The following is a 24,216-nucleotide window of genomic DNA, read 5'->3' as shown; positions in this document are numbered from 1 at the left end:
CAAGGGTGCGGGAAGGGTTCCCTTTCCCGCACCCCTTCCGCTTTGCCCGTTTCCGCACGGGCGGGCTTCTTCGACGCGGCGCAGCCGCCCATCAGGACAGCTTCCCCTTCATGATTCGTACCGGCTCCCAGACTCCGCACAGCCCATCCGCCGCCATTGCGCGCCTGTTCAGGCTCCTTTTGGCCGCCTTTGCCCTCGCCCTGTTCGCGGCCGCGTTTTCCGGAGCGCACGCGGCCCCCTCCTTTGAGCAGAAATACGAAAAGGCCAAGCAGGATATGGCGCTGCTGAAGAACGACTCCAAACGCGGCGGCTGGCGTGAGCCGTGGGAAGCCCTCGCCCAGTCGTTTTTTGACATCTATGAGAAGCACCCGCGCTGGCGCAACCGCCCTGCGGCGCTCTTCCGTTCGGCGTTGGCGATGGAGGAACTCGCCAAGCGTTCCATGCTGCGGCAGGACGCGCAAGCCGCCGTCGGGCGGTATGGGATGTTCCTCAAGGATTACGCCAACCATGTGCTGGCTGATGACGTGCTGTTCGGCATTGCGCGCCTCAAGGCGGAACGACTCAACGATTTTTCCGGGGCGCAGGAAGCGCTGGACGCCATCCAGAGGCAATACCCCAAGGGCGATATCGCGCCGGAAGCCAAGCTGTACGCACAGCGCCTCAAGGCGGCGCTGGAAGCGGCCAAGAGCGGCACGCCGGGCAAGAAGGCGGCGGCGCTCCTGACCGACATGAAATGGGAAAACCGGAAAAATCTGGCCGTAGTCACGCTGGAATTCGATCGCCCCATCATCTGGTCCATTGATACGCAGCGCGGCGGCAAGAAAAACGCCGCCCCAAACAGGATGGTCGTGGATCTCATGGGCGTCAATCCGGCCTCGACGATCCGCCCCGGCATCAAAGTGCAGGGCAGTTCCCTCCGCCGTATGCGCCTTGACCTGTCCGCACCCGACAAGACGCGGCTTTTGCTTGATTTCAGGCAGATCAAACGCTTCATGGTCAAAACGGAATCCTCGCCGTTCCGCATCGTCATCACGACCTCGGCGGCGGATGCGGCCATGCCCCGCGGCATCCCATTCGGCCAAGGGCTTCAGTCGAGCGATCCGATCTTCCGGTTCGCCACCCGTTCCGTCGTGATCGATCCCGGCCACGGCGGCAAAGATCCCGGAACCGTGCACAACGGCGTCGTCGAGCGCGAAGTGACGCTGGACATCGCCAAGCGCGTAGGCGCTATCCTCGCGGGCAAAGGCATCCAGGTGCGATATACCCGCACGGACAATACATGGGTTTCGTTGTCCACCCGTTCGTACATAGCCAACCAAGCCCGCGCCGATGTGCTGCTGTCCATCCACGTCAACGCCAGCCCGAATGAAAACGCCTGCGGCTTGGAAACGTATTTCCCTGGTACCGCCTCAAGCAGTGCGGATGCGGGCAAAATCGCCGGGCGGGAAAACGCCAACGGCGGCCATAAGGGGGATGCGGGCTCCCCTGCCGCCGCGTCGTCGGTGCGCAACCAAGAATCCCGGCGGCTCGCCGACACCATCCAAAAATGTACTCTTTCCGTCATGAAGGAAAAAACATTCACCGTCCGAAACGGAGGGGTCAAGTCCGCCCCCTTCAAGGTTCTGCTCGGTGCGAATATGCCGGGTGTCCTCGTGGAGGTCGGCTATTGCTCAAACGAACAGGAAGCCGCGAACCTTCTCATCCCCACGTATCGGCAGGCGTTGGCGGAGGGGATCGCTTCCGGCATCCTTGCCCACTTGGGAAGTCTGGACGGAGCCAAACGCTGATTCCGCCTCCCTTGAGCCTCCGTCTGGCGGCATTTCCTTTCCAAGCCTTATCCTCCGCGTTGCCTTTTGAGCGGGCCTCCCCAAAGGAGGCATTCACTTTTTCAATGGATTTCTAACAGGCTGTATTTTCACCGCACTGTGGAGATGAAACAACCACATACTATACAGAGCCTTCTAAAAGAATTCATTTTGAGCCTCAGATAGTTGAATACAAGATTTATTAAAAACGTGAATGTCTCCCCCAAAGCTCGCCCTTTTGCCGGGCTCTTTTGCTTGGGAAAGTTCCCACAGCAAGGGCTCCCCAAAAGGGGACTTTCTGCCCACTAGGTTCTCTTTAAACGCAATACTGCGGCAGTATGGCCCCCGCTGAAAGAAAAGGCTCTGCCATAGCATATGGCTGTTTTAGGCTGCATCATAGAAAATGGCTGATGCTTTTTCCTCAAAGTTTCAAAGGATTACCCGACAAAAGGCCTTAGACATGGATTCCGCCAATGGGAAAACTGGAGAAAAAGGCGGTATTTTCATCGTGCTGTGGAGATGAAACAACCATATACTCTGTGACAGAGCCCTGTTTTCTCTTTACACTATGCTGGGAATACAGGCGTTTTTTCCAGCTTTTCCGCCTACGGGCTCCATGCTTGGGGCCTTTTACTGGTTATTCCTTTGGGATTTCAAGGAAAAAAGCATCAAACATTTCCTATGGCACGGCCAAAGAAAAAACACGGCCGTCCCTGCATCAGGCGCATCCATAAAGGCCCCTCAGTTTCTTTATGTTCTGGAATAACTGGATATAAAAACCTTTTCGGAACGATGGGCTCTCCCCCCGTCTTTATGCCATATTGGAACATGTCTTGACGACTCACGCGTTGAAGGCTATCCATTTCGATCTGCGGGCAGGGTTCCCGCTAGTGTCCGTACATTCAAGGAGAAGAATATGTTCAGAGTATTGTCCCTCGCTCTTGTGGCTTGTGTGCTGATGGCGGGTTCCGCTTTCGCCGATATGAAAATCGGCGTGTTCAACTCTCAGGCCGTTGCTATGGACAGCGACGCTGCCAAGGCCGCCCAGCAGAAGCTGCAGTCGCAGTTCGGCGCCGAAAAGACGCAGCTTGAAAAGCAGGCGAAGGATCTGCAGGCCAAGGGTGAAGCCCTTCAGGCTCAGGTCGCCAAGATGTCCGCCAAGGAACGCGAAGACAAGCAGATGGAATTCCTCCGCCTGCGCCGCGCTTTTGAGGAAAAGTCCCGCAACTTCGCCCGTAAGGTGGAAAACACCGAAAACCAGATCCGCCAGAGCATGGCTCAGCAGATCTACGACGCCGCCACCACGATCGCCAAGCAGCAGAAGCTCGATCTCATCCTCGACGCCGCTGCCGGCAGCGTGATGTACGCCACCCCCACCCTTGACATCACCAAGCCCGTCCTCGCTGAAGTCAACCGTCTGTGGAAGGCCGGCGGCAGCAAGTTCCCGGAACCCAAGACCGGTAAGAAGTAAATGGCTGCCCGTAAACTCTCCGAAATCGCGGCCCGGCTTGGCTTGACCCTGCAGGGAGACGATGCCGAAGTCATCGGCGTCAACACCTTGGAGGGGGCAGGGCCCGATGAAGTGAGCTTTCTGGCAAATCCCAAATACGCTGACCAGCTCGCGGAAACGCGGGCTGGCGCCGTCATCGTCCGTCCCGAACACGCCGGGGATGTCAGACGCGCCCTGATCAGCGAAAATCCCTACCAAGATTTCGGCCGTGTTCTGGAGCTGTTTGCCGCGCCGCAGGGCAGCTTTTCCGGAATCAGCCCCTTGGCCTTCATCCACCCCGATGCCGAGCTTGGTGAAGGGGTGACCGTTTATCCCTTCGTCTACATCGGGCCCCATGCCAAAGTGGGAAGCGGCGCCAAGCTCTTCCCCGGCGTCTATGTGGGCGAGAACGTCAGCATAGGCAAGGGCACCACCATCTATCCGAACGCAGTGCTTATGGCCGGGACGCACGTCGGCGAAGGCTGCATCCTCCATCCGGGTTCCGTGCTCGGCGCGGACGGTTTCGGCTTCGCCCGGACTCCCGCGGGTATCCAGAAAATCCCGCAGGTCGGCAAGGTCGCCATCGGCAACGCCGTCGAGGTGGGGGCCAACGCCGCCATCGACCGGGCCGTGCTCGACGTCACCCGCATCGGCGACGGCACCAAAATCGACAATCTCGCGCAGATCGGGCATAATGTGCAGATAGGCCGCAACGGTTTCATCGTCTCTCAAGTGGGCATTTCCGGCTCCACCACGGTCGGGGACAACTGCACGTTCGCCGGACAGGTCGGCATCGCCGGGCACCTGCACATCGGCGACAACGTCACCATCGGGCCCCAGTCGGGGGTTGCCAAAGATATCCCCAGCGACGTCGTGGTGGGCGGCACGCCCACCGTGGATCAGCGTACCTATATGCGCACGCTGGCCCTCATGCCCCGCTTCCCCGAACTCTTCAAGCGGCTGTCCAAGCTTGAAAAGGAACTGGAAGACCTCAAGGGCGGCAAGCCGGGCGCCTAGCCCTTTGCAATTCAGACTCAAGGAATACACAGCATGGACCAGCCTACCTCGTTTGACATCCGCAAGATTCTGGAGCTCCTCCCCCACCGTTACCCCTTCCTGCTCGTGGACAGGGTCAACGAAATCGTGGATGGGGAACACATCAAGGCACATAAGTGCGTCAGCTTCAATGAGCCGTTCTTTCAGGGGCATTTTCCCGGCGTCCCGGTGATGCCCGGCGTGCTCATCATTGAAGCCCTGGCGCAGGCTGGCGGCCTGCTGGTGCTGCATGGTTTCGATCCGAGCGAAACAGTCGGGAAGCTCTTCCTCTTCTCCGGGCTCGAAAAGGTTCGCTTCCGCCGTCCGGTCTTCCCCGGCGATCGCCTGGATCTGGAATGCCGCCTTATCCGCCACAAGCTGAAGCTGTGGAAGATGGAGGGCCAGGCTTACGTTGACGGCGTGCTTGCCGCCGAAGCGGAACTCACCGCCGCCGTGACCGATCGTGGGGACGTGTAGTATGGGCAACAACATGCCTTCCCAACGAGTCCACCCCACCGCTATCGTGCACGCCGGGGCGCAGATCGGCAAGGATGTGGAAATAGGCCCTTATGCGATCATCGAAGAGCATGTCATCATCGGGGATCGCTGCCGCATCGACGCGCATGCCGTCATCAAAGACTACACGAAAATGGGTACGGGCAACCATATCCATTCCCACGCCCTGGTTGGCGGCGTGCCGCAGGATCTCAAGTTCCAAGGCGAAGTGACGTGGCTGGAACTCGGCGACGATAACCGCATCCGTGAATTCGCCACGCTCCACCGGGGCACGGAAGGCGGGGGCGGCTTGACCCGCATCGGCAGCCGCAACCTGTGTATGGCCTACACGCACATCGCCCATGACTGCCAGCTCGGCAACGACATCGTCATGTCCAACGGGGCCACCCTCGGCGGGCATGTGCGCGTGGACGATTTTGCGATCATCGGCGGCCTTTCCGCAGTGCACCAGTTCGGGCATATCGGCACCCACGCTTTCGTCGGCGGCATGACGGGGGTTGCGCAGGATCTCCCCCCGTGGATGCTGGCGGCGGGCAGCCGTGCGCTCGTGCATGGCCCCAACCTCGTGGGGCTGCGCCGCGCCGGAGCTTCCCGCGAGACCATTTCCGCCTTCAAACAGGCTTTCCGCCTGATTTGGCGCAGTGAGATGCCCCGCTCCGAAGCCTTGGATCTGCTTGCGAAAGACTACGTGAACATTCCTCAACTTATGGAATTTGTGGACTTTGTCCGCAGCAGCGAACGGGGCCTCTGCCCCGCCGAAAAAAATATTGAAAAAAAACTTGACGGCGACGCAGTATAAAGCTAAAAGCTTCTTCGTCGACAGCGACAAGCACGACACAGAGACGCCTTTGTAGCTCAGTTGGTAGAGCGCATCCTTGGTAAGGATGAGGTCAGCAGTTCAATTCTGCTCAAAGGCTCCACGAGAAATCAAGCCCTTATGGTGAACAACCATAAGGGCTTTTTCGTTGTGGCCGCTCACATCTCTTTCCCGCTTTTTCATCTGAAAAAACGTTATGGAGACTCTCCCCCTCAAATCTTGAACGATGCAATGAGCTTAGCCTGCGCTCGACGACATGGCCGTGCCACGGCAAGCGGTTGATGCTTTATTCTTGAAGTTCCCAAAAGAGAACCAACAAAATATCTCAGCCGTGAAATCCGCCAACAAAAAACGGAGAAAAAGGCCGTATCCCAACAACATACTGGGGAGGCAAACAATCACATTCGACAGGGCCATCCCTGTCCTTCCTACGCATGAACCGCCTTACAGCCGCCGCATCGCAACCGCCATGCCCTTTGCCTTCCGCTGGCTCCATTGCCTCCACCCTGCATGGGCCGGGGCTTTTGTTGACGGCTGCACGGCTTCCCGGCAAAGCTCACCATCGTCAAAGCGCTCCATCACGGGAGCTTTTCCCCTATGGCATCAATGGAAAGCACCTCAAGCGCAGAACCGCTGACCCGGAACCTGACATTGCGCCCGGCAAAGGCAAATCCATAAACCCGTTCGGGATCATTCTGATAGGACGGGCGGGGATCAAGGGACAGCACCTCATGCAGCGTCGCCCATTTGCCTGCCGGGAGCCCTTGCAGGATTTCCGGATCGGCGTTCACCTCAAGCCGGGGCTCTGGTTTCGTCCCTGCAAAACCGCCTGTCGCCTGCGGGATGCAATCCGCGTAGGGAAGGTAGGGCTTTATGTCAAAAATCGGCGTCCCATGCAGCAGATCGGCTCCAGAAACCCGCAACAACGGCCCTTCCGGGGACTGGAGCACAATATCCTCCAGCTTCACCGCCGACAGCCCCAGCGGATTCGGACGGAACGGGGAACGCGAGGCAAAAACCCCGACCCGCGCATTGCCGCCTAAACGCGGAGGCCGAACCGTAGGCGACCAGCCTTTGCCTGCGGATGCGGAAAACGCCCAGATCAGCCAGATATGGGAAAAACCTTCCAACCCGCGCAATGCCTCCGCACTCCGGTAGTCAGGCTCAAACACAATCTCTGACAGAGCCGTCCCCACAACCCCGCTTTGCCGGGGAATGCCAAATTTTTCCTGAAAATCATTATGGATATATGCAATTACATTCATGGCAGCATCACCTTTTCGAGCATCGCTGTGCATCATCCGGCGCTCATCGGAATCATGAAAACGCTGTGGAAAAAAGAACCGCCCGCCTCCACCTAATGGCGAAAGACACTAGGTTATGTTGTCAGTTAAATATAACTATTTGAAATCATTAAAAACAATCCTTTCATGACGTTAAAAACAGTTACATAATCTCAATAAATTATATCTAATTGACGAAACAACCTGGCGCATTGGCCCAGCATCCCGAATAGGGGGCAACATTGTCCAGAAAAAGGACGCTGACTTCCAAAACACAGAGGCTTGCCGGATAGCCCTCGAAATATCACGAAAGCAACTGGCCCCTTCGCTACCATCGGTTCCACCACCATGAACCAACATATAAAACAGGTCAGTACAGCCTTTGCCGCCCCTCCATCCAAATGGACCCCATGTTTTCCACCCGTAACCGCAGTTGGGCAGGCGTCCATCATATTAGGCCGGAGACCGGCGCACAAGGCTCCTCATCATGAAGCCCTCCTTTGGTGCGGAATATCCGCCGCACCATCCCTCGAAAAGCACCTACGCAAAAATGGCGGTGGGAAGGCAGTGCGGCCTGCTATTTTCCATCCATATGGAAGGGATTCCCCTCCTTATACGCTACATTAAAGCACCGTCGCCTATTATTTGTTGATCCACCCTTATCCTTATGGCTGTGCCATAGAAAATGGTTGATACTTTATTTCCTGAAACTCTGAAGGAATAACCGAAATGCTCTGCCATACATATGGTTGTTTCATCTCTACAGCGCGGCGAAAATACAGCCTTTTTCTCCAGCTTTCCCATCGGCGGAATCCACAGTTAAGGCATGTTGTTGGTTATTCCTTTGGAACTTCAAGGAAAAAACAACCATTTTCTATGGCACAGCCACCGATAAAATATTCCATACATGAAGCCCGCCAACAGAAAAACTGGATAAAAAGGTTGTATTTTCAACATACTGTGGGGACAAAATAATCACATGCCATGACAAAACCATTCTTATAGGCCATGTAAAAATCAGCATATGCCTCCGTATCTGCATGTCCCCACAAAATACTCATTCGGCTCAAACAATCCATAGTTGCCAACTCATTTCTTGATATGCCTATATGACGGAAAAGACGCTCCCGTGAGGTGTATCATGTCCATCCGTTCCTTTCTCTTATGCTGTGTCCTTTTGTTTCCAAGTGTCGCTTCGGCGTCTCCGTTTTCCATCCAGCCTTCCGTAAGTACCCTTGGGGTTGGAGTTGACGTCAGCTATCGTCAAAACAGTTTCATAGCCTATAGGTTAAGTGCCTTTACTCAACCATTCGATACAAAAATAAAACTAAAGGGCATTCAGTATAAGACCGAAGACTCCAGTCACAGCATCGGTTTATTATTGGATATCTTTCCCTTTGAAAATGCTTTTCGGGTATCCGCCGGAGCTTATTACTTCAAATTGGATACAACGCTTTCCACTTCGGTAAATGCAATAAATCCCATTTACAAGGAACTCATCAATCAAACGAACGGAACGGCTACATGGGAAAGGCTCGCACCTTATATTGGCATTGGTTGGGAAAGTACCCAACAATCAGAATCCTCTTTAGGGTGGCATGCCTCACTTGGGGCCTTATATATGGGAAAGGCCCGTGTTTCCTTCCAACTTCCTGATGTTCCTATTCCTGAACACTATATTGCGAGAATACAAGCAGAGGAAGACAATATTAAAAACAAAGTGCATAAATATACGTGGTATCCCGTTTTATCACTTGGATTTGCATATCGTTTTTAATCTATTGAAATAATAATGGCATCAACCAATCATTCCCCTATGCTCTCCACATAAATGCGCCTTGCCGATCATTCCGTTTTATTGGGGCATAAAGATGTTCATCAAGTGGCTCTTGCGCGTAACGGGCCTAAGGCGCTGGCTTGGCAGGCCGGATCGGGAATGGAAGAGAACCCTTTAGGCTGAGAGGGCCTCTTGCCTTTTTCTGGGCACAATACCACCTAATATAGTAAATGTTCAAAATAAATTCTTTTCTTACTATTATCTTTTCCATGATTTTTGAGGTGAAAGCACGGCAGCCATCTTGACAGCCAGTGTACCCGGCTTTATTTGTGAATAAAAGAATAATTTGTTTGATTGTTCAATCTAACATATTTCCCATCAAGGAGCCCGCCATGTGGGATACTCGATTCAATGAGCATGATGTCAAGGAAATCCGTACCAAGACAACAGCCTATCTTGGAGTCGGGGCCATCGCCAAGATGGATGCTATTGCCGCCGAGCTGAAGGCCAGAGGCATCGACTCCGTCCTTTGCGTGACCGGTGGGCATTCCTACAAGCTCACCGGCGCATGGGATTACGTTACCGCAGCCTGCGCCAAGCACGGCATACGCATCGCCCTGTACGACAAGGTAACCCCCAACCCCACGACCGACTCCATAGACGAGGCGGCGGCCCTCGGCAGATCTGCCGATGCCAAGGCCGTCATCTGCATTGGCGGCGGCAGCCCCATCGATGCGGGCAAGAGCGCGGCGATTATCCTCGCCAATCCCGACAAGACGGCGGAAGAACTGTATACTTTCGCGTTCACGCCGACAAAGGCTGTCCCCATCGTTGTCGTCAACCTGACCCACGGTACGGGCAGCGAAGTCAACCGCTTCGCCGTGGCCAGCATTACGAAGCGCAACCACAAGCCCGCCATCGCCTATGACTGCCTCTATCCCCTGTTCTCCATCGACGATCCGGGCTTGATGACCAAGCTCTCGCCCAAGCAGACCCGCTATGTCTCCATTGATGCCGTAAACCACGTCATCGAAGCCGCCACCGCCGTTACTGCCAACCCGTTGTCCATCCTGCTGGCTGGGGAGACCATCCGCCTTGTGGCGGAATACCTGCCCAAGGCGCTCGCCAACCCCGAAGACCTCAAGGCCCGTTACTGCCTGTCTTACGCTTCCATGATCGCGGGAACCGCCTTTGACAACGGGCTGCTCCACTTCACACATGCACTGGAACACCCACTCAGCGGCGTCAAGCCGGAACTCGCACACGGCCTTGGCCTTTCCATGATCCTTCCTGCCATCATCGAAGAGTGCTATCCCGCCTGTGCCGCCACGCTGGGCACGATTTTACGGCCGCTGACGCCTGACCTCAAAGGAACCCCGGACGAGGCCCATAAGGCCGCCGGATGCGTTGAAGCGTGGCTCGCCGACATGGGCGTACCGCAGAAGCTGGAGGATGAGGGGTTCACTGAGAACGACATCCAGCGCCTGTGCGAACTCACCCAGACAACACCGTCCCTTGGGCTGCTTCTCTCCGTCGCCCCCGTCCCGGCAACTCCTGAGCGCATTGAAAGGATTTACAGGAACTCATTAAAGAAAATGCATGGGTAAGCGACTGAAAAAGGGAAGAGGGCCTTACGGCATAGCGGTTCATCCGCGGAACGCTTCCGGCCCTATGGCCGCTCCAGAAGCGGCTTGGACGGTTTGCCCCAATCCGAGCTTCCCCAAGGGGAAAAGGCAGATCAGGCGCAAAAGAACCCAGCCTGTGCAACAGCCATACCCTCCTATCATAATCCCCCGCATAGCGGGTAGTTCCTTGTTTCGGACGCTCAGTATCCTCAACAGGCTGTGAAGCCCATAAAATGAAAACGCCCCGAACCATTGATTCGGGGCGTTTTCATACTCATATAACCGATCCGTTCGTTCAGGCGGGCCTGATTGAAACCGTGAACGGTTACGAATAGGGGTTTAGAGGATACGGAAAGAGAAAAAGCCTTCAGAAAAAGCTGCTCCTTCCTCTCCGCGTTCCCGCCATTCCTTATTCCTCGTCATCATGCGGTTTCAGATGATCGGGGACGATCATCATATCGATGATGAGGGGCTTGAGGAAGCTCCACTTGATGTCGTGCACATGGTACACCTCCATCATATCACGGATGGCGTCCCAGCAGTTGTGGCAGGGCGAAATGACCAGCTTGGCGCCGGTTTCGCGGATCTGCTGCAACTTCATGTACAGGCCCTTGTCACGCTGCGGGCGGAACTTGCCGATGCCGTTGAAGCCGCCGCCGCCACCGCAGCAGAAGTTGTCTTCGCGGTTGCACGTCATTTCACGGAAGTCATCCGCGATCTGGCTCATGATGTAGCGGGTGTGCTCGGCAAGGCCGTGGTTACGGATGTAGTTGCACGAATCCTGCAAGGTCACGGGCATCTTGAGGCGCTTGGCGGGGTCGATCTTGATCTTGCCCTTGCGCAGCGCATCGGCCAGCCATTCCACATAGTGCAGGAACGGAACCGGCGGCTTGCCGTCTTCGCGTCCGGCCCAATAGGGGCCTTCCACGACCGTGGCACGGTGCGCATGGCCGCATTCCGTGCCCACGACCATCTTGGGGCGCAGACGGTCAACCGCGCCATAGATCCGCTTCACGTTATCGGCGCACGCTTCCCAGTCACCGGCAAACATGGACAGGGACGTGTTTTCCCAACCCACGGAAGGAACGGTCCACTTTTCCCCGGCCACATGGAAGAGGATGGCGGCCTGCGCCACGTCTTCAGGATAGTGCTTGGGTTCGCGGGCGTTCAGGATGTACATGACATCGCAGTCTTCCTTGTCGATCGGAATCTCAAGGCCCGGCCACTCTTCCGAGTTTTCATCGGCCATCCATTCGCAGGTGTCCACCCAGTCCTCGGTGGTCACGTCCATCTGGGCGCCGTATACACGGTGCATGCCCGCGCCGATCTTGAGTTCCCACGGCACGAAGCCCTGAGAATACAGTATGCCGCGCAGATAGCTGAACATGACGCCCATGTCGATGCCGTGCGGACAGTACGTGCCGCAACGGTTGCAGCAGGTGCATTTCGCCCACGCCACTTCCATCGTATCGATCATGAACTGGGTATCGACCTGCCCCTTACGGCGAAGCATTTCGCCGAGCGTGGACTGGATCTTATAAGACGGAACCTGCTTGGGATCGCGGTTGTTCGCCGTATAGAGGAAGCAGCTGTTCGCGCACAGGCCGCAGTGGGCGCAAATTTCGAGCCACGTGCGGGTGCGGGACTTGCAGGTCTTCTGCAGGGTATCCCACAGAGCGACCGTGTCCACTTCCAATGTTTCCATTTCTTTATAATACTGCTGCCCACCCTTGTCGCCGAGAAGCGCTTTCAGCTCTTCCTCGGTCTTGATGGGCCGTCTGTTGCAAAACTTGCCTTCAGGCATGTTGTCCTCCAATATGCTGACAATCCCGGAGGATTACCAGGGGAAAGCGGGGCCGCGCGACGCGCCGCCACGCTTGATGGCGTAGTCCATGCCAAGCTGACCGCGCGACATGAAGTACAGCACGATGTGGGAAAGCTTGGTGAACGGCGCCAAAATGAGCACCAGCTCGGCCGAGAAGATGTGCCACAGGAGCCAGCTTTCATAGCCGGGGGCCTGCATCCGGGCGAGGAAACCGGCGACGAGCACGAACAGCACCAGCAGCAGGATGCCCCAGTCGCCCCAGTTCGTCAGGAAGCGGACTTCCGGCAGCGCGATGCGGCGCAGAACCATCATAAACGCACCGACGATGGCGAGCACCGTAAAGGCGTCGGAGAACCACATGGGCAGCGCGGGCAGGCTGAAGCCGAAACGCTCCTGCATAATGACCATGTGACCGGCAAGGAACAGAGGCACGATCACCACGCCGATATGGAACAGGAAGAAGGCGATGGTGAAATAGGGCTGCTTGCGCCAACTGTGCGTCCCAAAAGGAACCAGCCACTGAAAGACGGAAGAAATCGCGCCCTTCATACCGATTTTACGGCCGGGGCCGTAGGCGACACGTTCAAGCCGCCAATCCAGCCCCCGGATATACAGGACCACACGGCGGGCAAGGCCAATCACAAAGATGAGAAAGGCAGCCCACAACATGGGACCAGTGAGGAATTCGTACATAGAACAGCTCCTTGCGGATTACTCGGGTCTGCCGGTTCGCTCGTCGCGACCAAAAAGGAAGCGCCAGTATCCGAGGAACCCCACGAGCGCGACGCCCATGAGGACATACGTCCAGCCCTTGGTGAAAATCATAAACGAGTAGAGCGTGGGGAAATCTTCCATATTTCGCTCCCGGCGCCCTAGTGGGCGTCCTTGAAATCAGGGTGTTCGTACAGGACCGGCATCTTCGAGCACACGAAGCGGTACGCCGTCACGATCAGGGTTACGATAAAGATGGACAGGAACACTTCCGAAATGCTCGGGAAGTAGCGATCCGCGCTGTCCAACTGCCAGTTGAAGGCCACAAGGCACACGTTGAAGCGGTTGACGACGATGCCGAGCACGCCGAACACCGACGCCACACGGATGAGCGTGATATTCTTTTCGCGCACGCCGAGGGCATACAGGAAGGCGGGCAGAAGCACGAAGCCGACCATTTCGACGGCAAACCACGCACCGTAACCGGAAGCGAGGTAGTGCCAATCGTTGTCCATGGTGGTGTCCAGCACCTTGATGAAGAAGTAGCCGATCAGCACGAAGGAAGCCGCGCGGCCGAAGCCGAACACGACGCCGTCAGCTTCGCGCAGGTGGGTTTCGTCCATCTTGTTATGCAGTGCCTTGTGAGACAGCGTGCCCTCGAAAATGACCATCGAAAGGCCGGCCACCATCGAGGAGATGAAGAAGAACACCGGCATGAACGGCGAGTACCACAGGGGGTGCATCTTGCTCGGGGCGATGAGGAACAGCGCGCCCAGCGAGGACTGGTGCATCGTGGACAACACCACACCAAGAATGGTCAGCGGGATGGTAGCGCACAGCACGGCCTTGCGGATGGTGTGCATACGGGGGCGCAGGCGGACGAGCCAGCAGGGGGCGTCCTTCATGCCGAGGAGCCATTCAAGGCCCACGGGGGACCATTCGATGAACAGCACGGTCAGATAGATGCCCACGCACAGGCCTACTTCAAACAGCAGGGACGTAGTCCCCTGCGACACGACCAAGGGATAGGGCAGACGCCACGGCTGGCCCACGTCGTACAACAGGGCGACGACCACAAAGGCATAACCGAGGAAGGCCGTCAGGATGGCGGGGCGCACGGCCGAATGATACCGCTTCATACCGAAGAGGTAGCAGGCCGAAGAGGTCACATAGCCGCCAGCCGCCAGCGCAACGCCGCACAGCAGGTCAAAGGCGATCCAAATGCCCCAAGGGTTGTTGTCATCCAAGTTGGTCACCGCGCCGAGCCCGAACCCGAAGCGGCCGATGGTGATCAGCAGCCCGATGGCGAGGATGACAGCCGTGATCAGGTTGCCGGGCGTGCGAGGGATGGAGAGCAGCGTCTTGCCCACGCAGCCTTGCATGCACGGCTTGGCGGCCATGGCGTCAGCCACGGCATCAAGACGATTCGAGAGGTTCTTCCAGAGTTTCATTGCTTACGCCTCCCCGCCGTTGGTGTCGTGCTTGCCCTTCTTGCCCTTTTCAGGCTTGGAAGGCTTAGCGGCCTTGGCGGCGGCTTGTTCGGCCGCCTTCGCAGCGGCCTCTTCAGCGGCCTTCGCGGCAGCCTCTTCCGCAGCCTTCGCCACGGCTTCGGCCTTCTCGGCCTCAAGCTGCGCCCGGAGAGCTTCCTCGGCTTCGGCCACGGCCTTCTTCACTTCATCAGCGACGGCGCGATCCTTTTCCTTGGCGGCTTCCTTCGCAGCCTTATCGAGGCTGGCCTGCAGCTTCTTCGCGGCCTCTTCCTCGGTACGGGCGACGGCGGCCTTCACAGCCTCGTTCTGCTCTTCCTTGGCGATCTGTTCCTTACGCTTGGTGATCGCGTACGCGCCGCCGAGCAGGACAGGCCAAATGCCCACCACCATAGGCACGGCGCCGAGCGCCCCAGCCGTATATTCGCCGGCGGCCTTGGTGCCGAGATCCTCGTTGAGGCCCACTTCCTTGAACTCAGCGCCGGAAATGGTCATCCACGCAGTACCGCCCATTTCATGCTCGCCGTACACATGGTTCTGATAGCGTTCGGGATGCGCGGTGATGCGATCCCACGCAATCTTGATCAGATCCTTGCGCTTGCCGAACACCAGCGCACCGGTGGGGCAGGCTTCCACGCAGCCGGGGAGCTTGCCTTCCTGCAGGCGGGGATGGCACAGCGTGCACTTCTGGACCAGCGGATTGAGGGCGCGGTCATAGGTGTAGCCGGGGATGTTGAACGGGCACGCGACCATGCAGTAACGGCAGCCCACGCAGAGGGTGGGATCATAGGTCACGGAACCGTCGGGGTTCTTGGTAAACGCCTTCACGAAGCACGCGCTGGCGCAGGCGGGTTCCTCGCAGTGCATGCACTGGCTCTTGCGGAACACGTCCTTGTCGAGGCTCGCGGGACGGTACTTGTTCACCACAGTCCACTCTTTGGCGGACGTGCGGCGCTTTTCGTTGAGCACGTTGAGATCGGTGAAAGGCTTCTCCGGCTTGGGGAGATCGTTGACCTTGTTGCAGGCCTGTTCGCACCTGCGGCAGCCGATGCACAGCGTGGTGTCGTGAAGCACACCCTTGCTGTCGGGGTAGCCGTGGAAGGTCCCGCCCGCAGCGGACGCGGATTTCGCGCCGCCCAGAGCCGAACCGATACCCAGCCCACCCATCAGAGTCAGAAATGATCTACGGTTCATATCTTCTCCTCCGCCTATTTCACGCGCGGGGTATGGCAACCCGCGCAATCGGTGGCGGCAGGCTTCTCGATCTTCATCCGATCGTGGCAGGCCATGCACTGTTGATGATACGCAGCCTTGAGCGAAGGCTTGTTGACGCTCACAGCCATCTTGTCAGCCTCAATCCCGTGGCAGCTGGCGCACTTCGGCGGCGTCTTCAGATCCGCGATGGGGCTGTTGTGGTGGCACGCGGCACACATGGCCGTCGGCGACGTATGGAACGCGGAGGCAAGCCCGCTGTCGGCGGCACCCTTCACAAGGGCTTCGTAGATCTTGCGGTGCGGGAACACGCTCGGTTCAAAATCATTGGACAGCGCGCCGATGGTCACGGTCTCAGGCACTTCGACGGCGGGGAAAGGCTTCACCGGAGCGGGCTGGGCGGCCAGATCCTTGGCGGCGATGTCGGCAAGCTGTTCCTTCGTGAGATCGAAGGCGGAGCCGTCGGCGATCTGGGCGGAGGTGATGCCCTTCACGTCCTTATGGCAGGTGGCGCAGGAGTCGGCGGGCATGACCGGAACAGCCCCGTGGCAACCGGCGCATTCCTTCTTCTGCATCACGGTCTGCTGATGGCAGCCCACACAGCTGCTGTCCGAGGTCTTCGAATGCATGGCGTCGGCCAGCTTCACGAAGTTGCCGTCCTTGTTGCCGTCGACGGTGTGGCAGACGGTGCAGGACTCAATGCGGACATGGTGGCAGGTGCGGCAGCTGTCCACGGAAGCCTCATGCGCCTTGTGGTTGAACACCACGGGCTTCATGCCGGCTTCAGGCGCGCCCACGGGACGCTTGGCGTTGTTGACGGGCAGCAACACGGTGGCGTCGGGCTGACCGCGCATCAGGCGGGGAACCGGGCTTACCTGCTTGAACTTGGACTGGGCCTCTTCGGTATGGCAGCCGGCGCAGGTGGTGGGGCCGGTTACGATCGCGGCCTCAATGGCGGCTGCTTCGGCGGCGGCTTCAGCCTGCACTTCCTTGGCGGAAAGCTTCTTCGTGCTCTTGGGCTCGGCGGCCTTCTTGGCTTCCACCTGAGCGGTCAGATACGCACGGGAGGACTGGGCCACGTTTTCATGACACCACACGCACTTGGTATGTACGGCAGTCTGGAGGGAGGGCGTGGAGCCGACGGCCTTTTCGCCGTGGCAGGCGGCGCAGGCGTCTTCCTGTCCCTTCTTCCATACGAGCTTGTTCAGCTTTTCGTCATACACATGGTGGCAAACGCCGCAGTTTTCTTCAGAGTTGGCCGGGTTGACGATGGCTTTGGAGCTGACGTGCAGATAGTGAAGCGACTTGCTGCCCATCTTGACGGGCTTCTGTTCGGCCTTGAACGGAAGCTTCGTGTCATGACAGGCGCGGCATTCGCCGTCGAGCGGGCCCGTCTTCTGGTTGTTGGAAGCCATGTTCTCATGGCAGCCGATACAACCATTATGATAGATGCTTTCCAGCTTCTTGGCGTCGGCGCCGTCTTCCTCGCGCTGGAATTTGGCAGTGTGCCCGTTCGCGGTGGGCGTATGACAAACGGAACAGTCCTGACCCGTGGCAGCAAGGGCCTTGGTGTGTTCGTCATGCAAAAACACGGCGGGAGGCATTTCCAGCTTTTTGAGCTGGCCTATGGCATCGATGCGGATCACGTCGGGACGGGTTTGGGCGGCCAGCGACGGTGAAGCAAACAACGCAATCCCACCCAAACCGATCACGGCAATCGCCGCCAGCGCAATCCCACGCAGCAGTTTTCGACCGTTTTCCATGGTGGCAGTCCTTTGCAAATAGAAAAAGAAACATTTCCCCTGACAACAAAACCAGTCTGATTGCAGTATGATGTCATATGCTCTTAGACAGGTGCCTAGCTTCTCAAGCTGGTATCGTGAAAAAAAGTCTCCGTCAAGGGGGAAGTGCCTGATCCGACGCCCCCTAGCAGGTGCCAACACCCCCATTTTCGTGAAAAAACAAACGAATATCTCTTCCCTTTGCCTGCTTGAACGCTCAATGAATGCCCATATATCCTTATTGTGATGCAACTCCCTTTTAAAAAAGGATTTCATCGCTCAGAGCATACTCCACGAACAAGCCGCACGGCTCAAACCCTTGCCGCCTGTATACGGGTTCCCCCTCGTCCGAAGCCTGCAACACCGCTAAAGAGGCTCCCGCAGCTTGTGCAGCCCGCAAAAGCGCAGCCGTCATAGCCCCGCCGAACCCCCTTCTGCGAAAGGCTTCACGAGTGCTGATCATATGCAATCCCGCCGTATTACCTTTTTCACTCAGGAAGAGTTCCCCGCTGGCCGCAGGCACCTCCCCGGCAAAGCCCACAAACAGGCGCATAGGCGCAACGGCTTGAAACAATGCCTGTTCCGCAGCCTTGTAGAACCTTTTCACATCTTCGTCCGGCGGGTTCCAGTTGGCGGCGAGAACCTCCGCATAAGCGGCGAGTTCCGAGGCCGTCCTGACCTGCACGATCCGCAGCCCCTCCGGCGCCTCCCCTTCCGGCGACCAGCGGCCCAAGGGCAAAGCCATGCCCGTTTCACGCTCCCCTATCCCGTATCCCGCCCGTTCAAACACCGTCCGCTGACGGTTCAGCGCGCCTTCGTCCTCGGCGCTGGCCCACACGGTAAAGGGGCGCTCAGTCGCGGGAGGCAGCGCCGCCCCCGGCAACGCCAGCAGATCACGGGGGCGTTTGCCCGCGAACCAGTCCGCGGCGGCGCTCAGCAGGCTTTTTTCCGTCCCCTGTGCAACCCGGCAAGGCAGGCCGTCTCCCCCGCATTCCCAGAGCACCTTATTGAAGGTATCCGATCCCAAGCCCGAATCAACAAGCAGCGCCCCGCCCAGATCCCGCAGCATCATGCCGGGTGTCCGGCCCTGCAGGAACGCCACATGCCCAAACAAGTTTTCCAAAGCAGCCTGATAGTAGGGTGTCATAAGTAAATCCTTTGGAGAGTGGAGAGAAAGAGGAATCGGGGAGGGGGAAGGGCCCCTTTTGAAAAAGGGCTCCCTTCCCCCTCCCCGAACCCCTCCCCCATCCCCCTAAAACTTTTGTGTGCGGACGGAAATTTTCCCTCTATGAGACAAAGGGCCGCACCGAGGCTTATCAGCCATCAAAACAGTATCCCAGAGATGGATGCGGTTTCTCCGATCCCTTCAACACACTGATCGCGTTGACAATATCCCAGACGCATGGATGCGGCAGCCTTATAACATTTAAGGCTCTGTCAGAATATACGGTTGTTTTATTTCCACAATATGGTGAAATTATAGATTTTTTATCCAACCCTTTTCCGCTTACGGGCTCCATGGCTGGGGCATTTTATCCGTTATTCCTTTGAAATTTCAAGAAATAAAATATCAACCGCTTCCTATGGCACAGCCACATTGAATAATTATTCATGGGCTCCGGCATAAGGAATCTGGGGGAAGGGCCCCTTTTGAAAAAGGGCTCCCTTCCCCCTCCCCGAACCCCTCCCCCATCCCCCTAAAACTTTTGTGTGCGGACGGAAGTTTTCCCTCTATGAAGCAAAGGGCCGCACCGAGGCTTGCCAGCCATCAAAACCGTATCCCTGAGTATGGGTGCGGTTTCCCCGATCCCTTCAACACGCTGATCGCGTTGACAATATCCCAGACGCATGGATGCGGCAGCCTTATAGCATTTAAGGCTCTGTCAGAATATACAGTTGTTTTATTTTCACAATATGATGAAACTATAGACTTTTTATCCAACCTTTTCCGCTGACGACTCCATGGCTGGGGTATTTTATCTGTTATTCCTTTGAAATTTCAAGAAATAAAACATCAACCGTTTCCTATGGCACAGCCACATTGAATAATGATTCATGGGCTCCGGCATAAGGAATCGGGGAGGGGAAGGGGCCCCTTTTGAAAAAGGGCTCCCTTCCCCCTCCCCGAACCCCTCCCCTATCCCCCTAAAACTTTTGTGTGCGGACGGAAGTTTTCCCTTGATGAACAAAGGGCCGCACCGAGGCTTATCAGCCATCAAAACAGTATCCCAGAGATGGATGCGGTTTCTCCGATCCCTTCAACACGCTGATCGCGTTGACAATATCCCAGACGCATGGATGCGGCAGCCTTATAACATTTAAGGCCCTGTCAGAATATACGGTTGTTTTATTTCCACAATATGGTGAAATTATAGACTTTTTACCCAACCTTTTCCGCTGACGGACTTCATGGCTGGGGCATTTTATCCGTTATTCCTTTGAAATTTCAAGAAATAAAATATCAACCGCTTCCTATGGCACAGCCACATTGAATAATGATTCATGGGCTCCGGCATTAGAATGCAGTTGTTTTATCTCCATAGTATGGTGAAAATACGGCCTGTTTCTCCATTTTTCCCGTTGGCGGGTTTCATGGGGATACCTTTTATCGATTATCTGTTTGGAATTTCAAGACTAAAGCATCAACCATTTCTATGACGCAACCCTCAAATAAAAAAGGCTCTGTTATAGTTTGTGGTTGTTTCATCTCCACAGTGCTGTGAAAATACAGCCTTTCTTTCCGGTTTTCCTCTTGGCGGAATACAGGGCTAAAGCATTTTGTCGGTTATCCCTGTGGAATTTTCAAGGAAAAAAGTATCAACCATTTTCTATAACACAGCTATAAAAAAGGGAAAGCCGTTGCACGGCCTCCCCACCGGTCGAAAATCTTGGGAAGGTGAGAGGAGGGGGTTCGGGGGAGGGGAGAGGAAACCTTTCTAGAGAAAGGTTTCCTCTCCCCTCCCCCGATTATCCCCTAACACTATGCGAAATCAGGATCCAAAGCGGCGCGGCCGTTGGCAAGCATGATCTTGACGTAGTGCACGGTGCGCTCATCCACCGGCATGACGGGGAAAGGCTCCCCGCAGGACTCACAGCGGGTCATGGAAGGCTGCGTCGGCGCGATTAACGGATTGCGGCGCCCGCAGCCGGGGCAGCGATAGAAAAAGACGAGCTCCATGCTCTCCGGCGGCACGGGCTGTACTGGACGACTGGAAAGGCTCATCCCCTCACTCCTTCGACAAGGCTTTCGCCGCTCATGACGCCCGGCTTGGCAAGGCCCCACAAATCCAGCAGCGTGGGCGCAATGTCCCCAAGCTTGCCGCCGGAACGCAACGGAACGGCCTGTTCGCCGTCCGCGCCCCGCTCCACCACAACCAGCGGAACCTGATTGCAGGTGTGGGCCGTCTGGGGATGCCCGGTTTCGTCCAGCATCACCTCGACGTTGCCGTGATCCGCCGTCATCAGCACACGGCCGCCGGAACCCAGCACGGCTTCCACCAGCCGGGCCACACAGCCGTCCACATACTCAAGCGCCTTCACCGCCGCCTCGATGACGCCGGTGTGCCCCACCATGTCGGGGTTCGCCAGATTGCAGACCGCCAGCGTATACGGCACGCCGTCCTTTTCCGGCCCGGCGGCCCACGCTTCGAGGAAGCGATCCGTCACCTCAAGTACGCTCATCTGCGGCTTGAGATCGTAGGTCGCCACATCCTTCGGCGAATTGACGAGGATGCGATCCTCAAGGGGGAAGGGCTCCTCACGCCCGCCGCTGAAAAAGTAGGTCACATGGGCGTACTTCTCGGTTTCGGCGATACGGAGCTGATGCGCGCCCGCGTCCGCCACGACTTCACCGAGCGTCTGCACCAGATTTTCCTTGGGAAACGCTACCGGCACATGCAGCGAACTGTCGTAGGAAGTCATGGTCACAAGGCCCGCCAGTGCCGGGACGCCGCCGCGATCGAACCCGTCAAAATCAGGGAAATGGAAGGCGCTCACCAGCTCGCGCCCACGGTCGGCGCGGAAATTGATGAAGAAGATGCCGTCGCCGTTCCTGACGCACACGTCGGCGGGATCGCCGAACACCTGCGGCTTGAGGAATTCGTCGGTTTCCCCGGCGGCATACAGGGCTTCAACGGCCGCCACAGGATCGGAGGCGCGCCGGCCTTCGCCGTGGACCATCATGTCCCACGCAACCTTTACCCGCTCCCAGCGCTTGTCGCGATCCATCGCGTAAAACCGCCCCACGAGGGAAGCCTGTTCCACCGACACGCCGGAATGCGCCGCCCGCGTCCGCGCCATCATATCCCCAAGCTGCCTGAGGAACCCCGCGCCGCTGGTGGGGCTGGTGTCGCGCCCGTCCATAAACGCATGGACGCGCACGTCCACGCCGTGGGCCGCGGCGATGTCCATGAGCGCGCCGAGGTGGTTGATGTGGCTGTGGACGCCGCCGTCGGACAGCAGGCCCGCGAAATGCAGCCGCCCGCCCGTCCGCTTCACGCCCGCCAACAGCTCAAGCAGGGCGGCGTTGGAGGCGAGTTCGCCCGTCTCCATCGCCACGTCGATGCGGGTCATATCCTGATACACGATGCGCCCGGCCCCGATATTGAGGTGCCCCACTTCGGAATTGCCCATATATCCGGCGGGCAGCCCCACCGCGCGCCCGGATGCGTCGATGCGCGTCGCGCCCGGCAGGGAGATGAGCCGATCGATGTTGGGCGTCCGGGCAAGGCCGGCGGCATTGCCCGGCCCGGCGGGAGCCAATCCGTAGCCGTCAAGAATGAGGAGCAGGGTTGGGGTGAGGGACATGATGCACTTCCTTGGGGCTGGGGCTTACTCTTCGTCCCCGGCGGGTTCTGCGCGACGGGGGGACACCGTGGGCATTTCGCCATACAATGCGGGGGATTCCTTCCAAAGGGATTCGATGCGGAAAAGCTCGCGCACGTCCTGCTGGAAAATATGCACGACGATGTCATTGAGGTCGGCCAGAATCCACTGCCCGGTCTGATAGCCTTCCATGCGCAGGAATTCATAGTTGTTCTTGGTGCACTGTTCCATCAGGCCGTCGGCGAGGCTCTTGGCATGGCGGAGTGAAGACGCCGTGACCACGATGACCACGTCCATGCACGGGCTCTTGCCCGCCACGTCGAGGGCCACGATATCGCGGGCCTTGCTTTCTTCGAGCCACTTCACAAGAACGGCCGTCTTTTCGGAAGCCGACGCCGTGGAAAATTTGCGGGCCGCCTGTGCTTTGGGGGCGGGGATGTTAGCGGGGGTTGCCTGAGACGCCGTAGATGTAGAATTATGTTGTTCCATCGCCGAGGCATACTCCATTTTCGGGTTGATCGCAACGAAAGCCCTGCCCCTTCCGGGCCCGGAAACCACTGATGGACAGGGTAAAAATCCCCTTTTTCGGCTCTTGACCGCTCCGGGCAAATGGGGCAATCCTCGTGTGTCTCGACTTTACGCATTCCGTTTGGAGGACTGTATGATTTTCAACATAGACAAGGAAACGATGCCGCGGGAGAAGATTCGGGAAATCCAACTGAGTCGCCTTCAAGACCTGTGCCGTCGCGTTTACGCTAATGTCCCCTTCTATCGCCGCAGTTTCGACGAAAAGGGCATCAAGCCTGCCGACGTGCAGTCGCTGGACGATCTGAAATTCCTTCCCTTCACCCTGAAGCAGGACATGCGGAACAACTACCCTTACGGGCTGTTCGCCGTCCCGATGGAAATGATCCAGCGCATCCATGCCTCCAGCGGAACCACCGGCAAGGCCACCGTGGTCGGGTATACCAAGCGCGATATTGAAATGTGGGCCGAATGCGCCGCCCGCTCATTGGCCGCGGCCGGAGCCACCGCCAATGACATCGTGCAGGTTTCCTACGGCTACGGCCTGTTCACCGGCGGCCTCGGCGCCCACTACGGCGCGGAACGCCTCGGCGCGACCGTCATCCCCATGTCCGGCGGCTCGACCAAGCGCCAAGTCCAGCTTATGCGCGACTTCGGCGCGACCGTGCTCTGCTGTACGCCGTCCTACGCCCTGCATCTCTATGACGCGGGCCTCGAAATAGGGATCAACATCAAGGATCTGCCCCTCCGCCTCGGCGTCTTCGGGGCCGAACCGTGGACTGAGGAAATGCGCCGCGAAATCGAGGACAAGCTCGGCATCACCGCGACGAACATCTACGGCCTTTCCGAAATCATGGGCCCCGGCGTTTCCCAGTCCTGCGCCAAAGAACAGCACGGAATGCACATTTGGGAAGACCATTTCCTGCCCGAAATCATCGACCCCGCCACCGGCGAAGTCCTGCCCGAAGGCAGCACCGGCGAGCTGGTCATCACCACGCTGACCAAGCAGGGCATCCCGCTGGTCCGTTACCGCACCCGCGACATCACCTCGCTGAACTATACGCCCTGCTCCTGCGGCCGCACCCACGTGCGCATGAACCGCATCACGGGCCGCAGCGACGACATGCTGATCATCCGCGGCGTGAACGTCTTCCCCTCGCAGATCGAAAGCCTGCTCCTCGAAGTGCAGGGCGTTTCCCCGCACTATCAGCTCATCCTCACCCGCGAGAACAACCTCGACTACGTTGAGGTACAGGTCGAGCTCGACGGCGCGATGTTCTCCGACGCGATCAAGGATCTCCAGCAGCGCGAGCAGCGCATCCAGAAGGGCATCAAGGAATTCCTCGGCGTCACCACCAAGGTTCGCCTTGTGGAGCCGCACTCCATCCCGCGCTCAGAAGGCAAGGCCGTCCGCGTCATCGACAAGCGCGTGATGCAGTGATTCATATTGGGGTTGGAAGCAGCTTTGGTTCGTATCCAGAACAAGACCTATGGTATTGACCGC

General features: G+C 57.6%; 19 protein-coding genes and 1 tRNA gene. 9 read left to right on the top strand and 11 right to left on the bottom strand.

What is annotated here, in order from left to right; translation table 11 throughout:
* Positions 1-5: 5 nt before the first annotated feature.
* The 6 genes from ACZM8Y_RS00795 to ACZM8Y_RS00770 all read left to right on the top strand — a co-directional run bounded on the left by ACZM8Y_RS00795 (position 6) and on the right by ACZM8Y_RS00770 (position 5,765).
* Complete coding sequence (locus tag ACZM8Y_RS00795; RefSeq protein ID WP_487479834.1) at positions 6-1,787, top strand: N-acetylmuramoyl-L-alanine amidase; 1,782 nt, start codon at positions 6-8, stop codon at positions 1,785-1,787.
* 934 nt (positions 1,788-2,721) lie between these two features.
* Positions 2,722-3,276: an OmpH/Skp family outer membrane protein gene (locus tag ACZM8Y_RS00790; RefSeq protein WP_302552176.1), complete on the top strand. Its 555-nt coding sequence runs from the start codon at positions 2,722-2,724 to the stop codon at positions 3,274-3,276.
* The gene (gene lpxD, locus ACZM8Y_RS00785; RefSeq protein ID WP_308770380.1) at positions 3,277-4,311 is read left to right on the top strand and encodes a UDP-3-O-(3-hydroxymyristoyl)glucosamine N-acyltransferase; all 1,035 of its coding nucleotides are present in this window, start codon (positions 3,277-3,279) and stop codon (positions 4,309-4,311) included. It abuts the gene before it with no gap.
* A gap of 33 nt (positions 4,312-4,344) precedes the next feature.
* On the top strand, positions 4,345-4,806 hold the full coding sequence (fabZ, locus tag ACZM8Y_RS00780) for a 3-hydroxyacyl-ACP dehydratase FabZ (protein WP_482331326.1): 462 nt from the start codon (positions 4,345-4,347) through the stop codon (positions 4,804-4,806).
* A 1-nt stretch (position 4,807) separates the two neighbouring features.
* Entirely contained in the window at positions 4,808-5,644 is an 837-nt protein-coding gene (gene lpxA, locus ACZM8Y_RS00775; RefSeq protein ID WP_302552179.1) for an acyl-ACP--UDP-N-acetylglucosamine O-acyltransferase, read from the top strand.
* A gap of 45 nt (positions 5,645-5,689) precedes the next feature.
* Positions 5,690-5,765 (top strand) — tRNA-Thr (locus ACZM8Y_RS00770).
* Positions 5,766-6,240: 475 nt separating this feature from the next.
* Here the strand turns inward: ACZM8Y_RS00770 and tsaA are convergent.
* Positions 6,241-6,927, bottom strand: coding sequence for a tRNA (N6-threonylcarbamoyladenosine(37)-N6)-methyltransferase TrmO (gene tsaA / locus ACZM8Y_RS00765; RefSeq protein ID WP_482331324.1), 687 nt, complete (start codon positions 6,925-6,927; stop codon positions 6,241-6,243).
* Positions 6,928-8,086: 1,159 nt separating this feature from the next.
* Here tsaA and ACZM8Y_RS00760 point away from each other — a divergent pair.
* Positions 8,087-8,722, top strand: coding sequence for a hypothetical protein (locus ACZM8Y_RS00760; protein ID WP_482331320.1), 636 nt, complete (start codon positions 8,087-8,089; stop codon positions 8,720-8,722).
* A 392-nt stretch (positions 8,723-9,114) separates the two neighbouring features.
* Positions 9,115-10,329: an iron-containing alcohol dehydrogenase gene (locus ACZM8Y_RS00755; RefSeq protein WP_482331316.1), complete on the top strand. Its 1,215-nt coding sequence runs from the start codon at positions 9,115-9,117 to the stop codon at positions 10,327-10,329.
* A gap of 427 nt (positions 10,330-10,756) precedes the next feature.
* On the opposite strand, the gene hmcF is transcribed toward ACZM8Y_RS00755, so the two are convergent.
* The 10 genes from hmcF to rsfS all read right to left on the bottom strand — a co-directional run bounded on the left by hmcF (position 10,757) and on the right by rsfS (position 22,625).
* Positions 10,757-12,151 (bottom strand): sulfate respiration complex iron-sulfur protein HmcF, encoded by a 1,395-nt coding sequence (gene hmcF / locus ACZM8Y_RS00750; protein ID WP_337431900.1) that lies wholly within the window; start codon positions 12,149-12,151, stop codon positions 10,757-10,759.
* 33 nt (positions 12,152-12,184) lie between these two features.
* Positions 12,185-12,865, bottom strand: a complete 681-nt coding sequence (hmcE, locus tag ACZM8Y_RS00745; RefSeq protein WP_302552184.1) for a sulfate respiration complex protein HmcE — start codon at positions 12,863-12,865, stop codon at positions 12,185-12,187.
* 18 nt (positions 12,866-12,883) lie between these two features.
* On the bottom strand, positions 12,884-13,027 hold the full coding sequence (gene hmcD / locus ACZM8Y_RS00740) for a sulfate respiration complex protein HmcD (RefSeq protein WP_005028864.1): 144 nt from the start codon (positions 13,025-13,027) through the stop codon (positions 12,884-12,886).
* A 17-nt stretch (positions 13,028-13,044) separates the two neighbouring features.
* Positions 13,045-14,265 (bottom strand): sulfate respiration complex protein HmcC, encoded by a 1,221-nt coding sequence (hmcC, locus tag ACZM8Y_RS00735; protein ID WP_302552202.1) that lies wholly within the window; start codon positions 14,263-14,265, stop codon positions 13,045-13,047.
* Between the two features lie 72 nt (positions 14,266-14,337).
* Complete coding sequence (gene hmcB, locus ACZM8Y_RS00730; RefSeq protein WP_302552185.1) at positions 14,338-15,564, bottom strand: sulfate respiration complex iron-sulfur protein HmcB; 1,227 nt, start codon at positions 15,562-15,564, stop codon at positions 14,338-14,340.
* A 14-nt stretch (positions 15,565-15,578) separates the two neighbouring features.
* Positions 15,579-17,345: a sulfate respiration complex hexadecaheme cytochrome HmcA gene (hmcA, locus tag ACZM8Y_RS00725; protein ID WP_482331306.1), complete on the bottom strand. Its 1,767-nt coding sequence runs from the start codon at positions 17,343-17,345 to the stop codon at positions 15,579-15,581.
* 277 nt (positions 17,346-17,622) lie between these two features.
* Positions 17,623-18,510, bottom strand: coding sequence for a GNAT family N-acetyltransferase (locus ACZM8Y_RS00720; protein ID WP_482331303.1), 888 nt, complete (start codon positions 18,508-18,510; stop codon positions 17,623-17,625).
* Between the two features lie 1,833 nt (positions 18,511-20,343).
* Positions 20,344-20,586 (bottom strand): hypothetical protein, encoded by a 243-nt coding sequence (locus tag ACZM8Y_RS00715; protein ID WP_005028848.1) that lies wholly within the window; start codon positions 20,584-20,586, stop codon positions 20,344-20,346.
* Positions 20,583-22,169 carry a 2,3-bisphosphoglycerate-independent phosphoglycerate mutase gene (gene gpmI, locus ACZM8Y_RS00710; protein WP_482331992.1) on the bottom strand — a complete coding sequence of 529 codons (1,587 nt, stop codon included), beginning with the start codon at positions 22,167-22,169 and terminating at the stop codon, positions 20,583-20,585. The genes ACZM8Y_RS00715 and gpmI overlap by 4 nt, the downstream gene beginning before the upstream one ends.
* Before the next feature lie 24 nt (positions 22,170-22,193).
* Positions 22,194-22,625, bottom strand: coding sequence for a ribosome silencing factor (gene rsfS, locus ACZM8Y_RS00705; RefSeq protein ID WP_487474828.1), 432 nt, complete (start codon positions 22,623-22,625; stop codon positions 22,194-22,196).
* 223 nt (positions 22,626-22,848) lie between these two features.
* Here rsfS and ACZM8Y_RS00700 point away from each other — a divergent pair, with 223 nt between their 5' ends.
* Positions 22,849-24,153, top strand: coding sequence for a phenylacetate--CoA ligase family protein (locus ACZM8Y_RS00700; RefSeq protein WP_479859830.1), 1,305 nt, complete (start codon positions 22,849-22,851; stop codon positions 24,151-24,153).
* Positions 24,154-24,216 lie beyond the last annotated feature (63 nt).

This window comes from Bilophila sp. (assembly GCF_057864385.1).
This window is presented reverse-complemented; position numbering and strand designations above follow the sequence as displayed.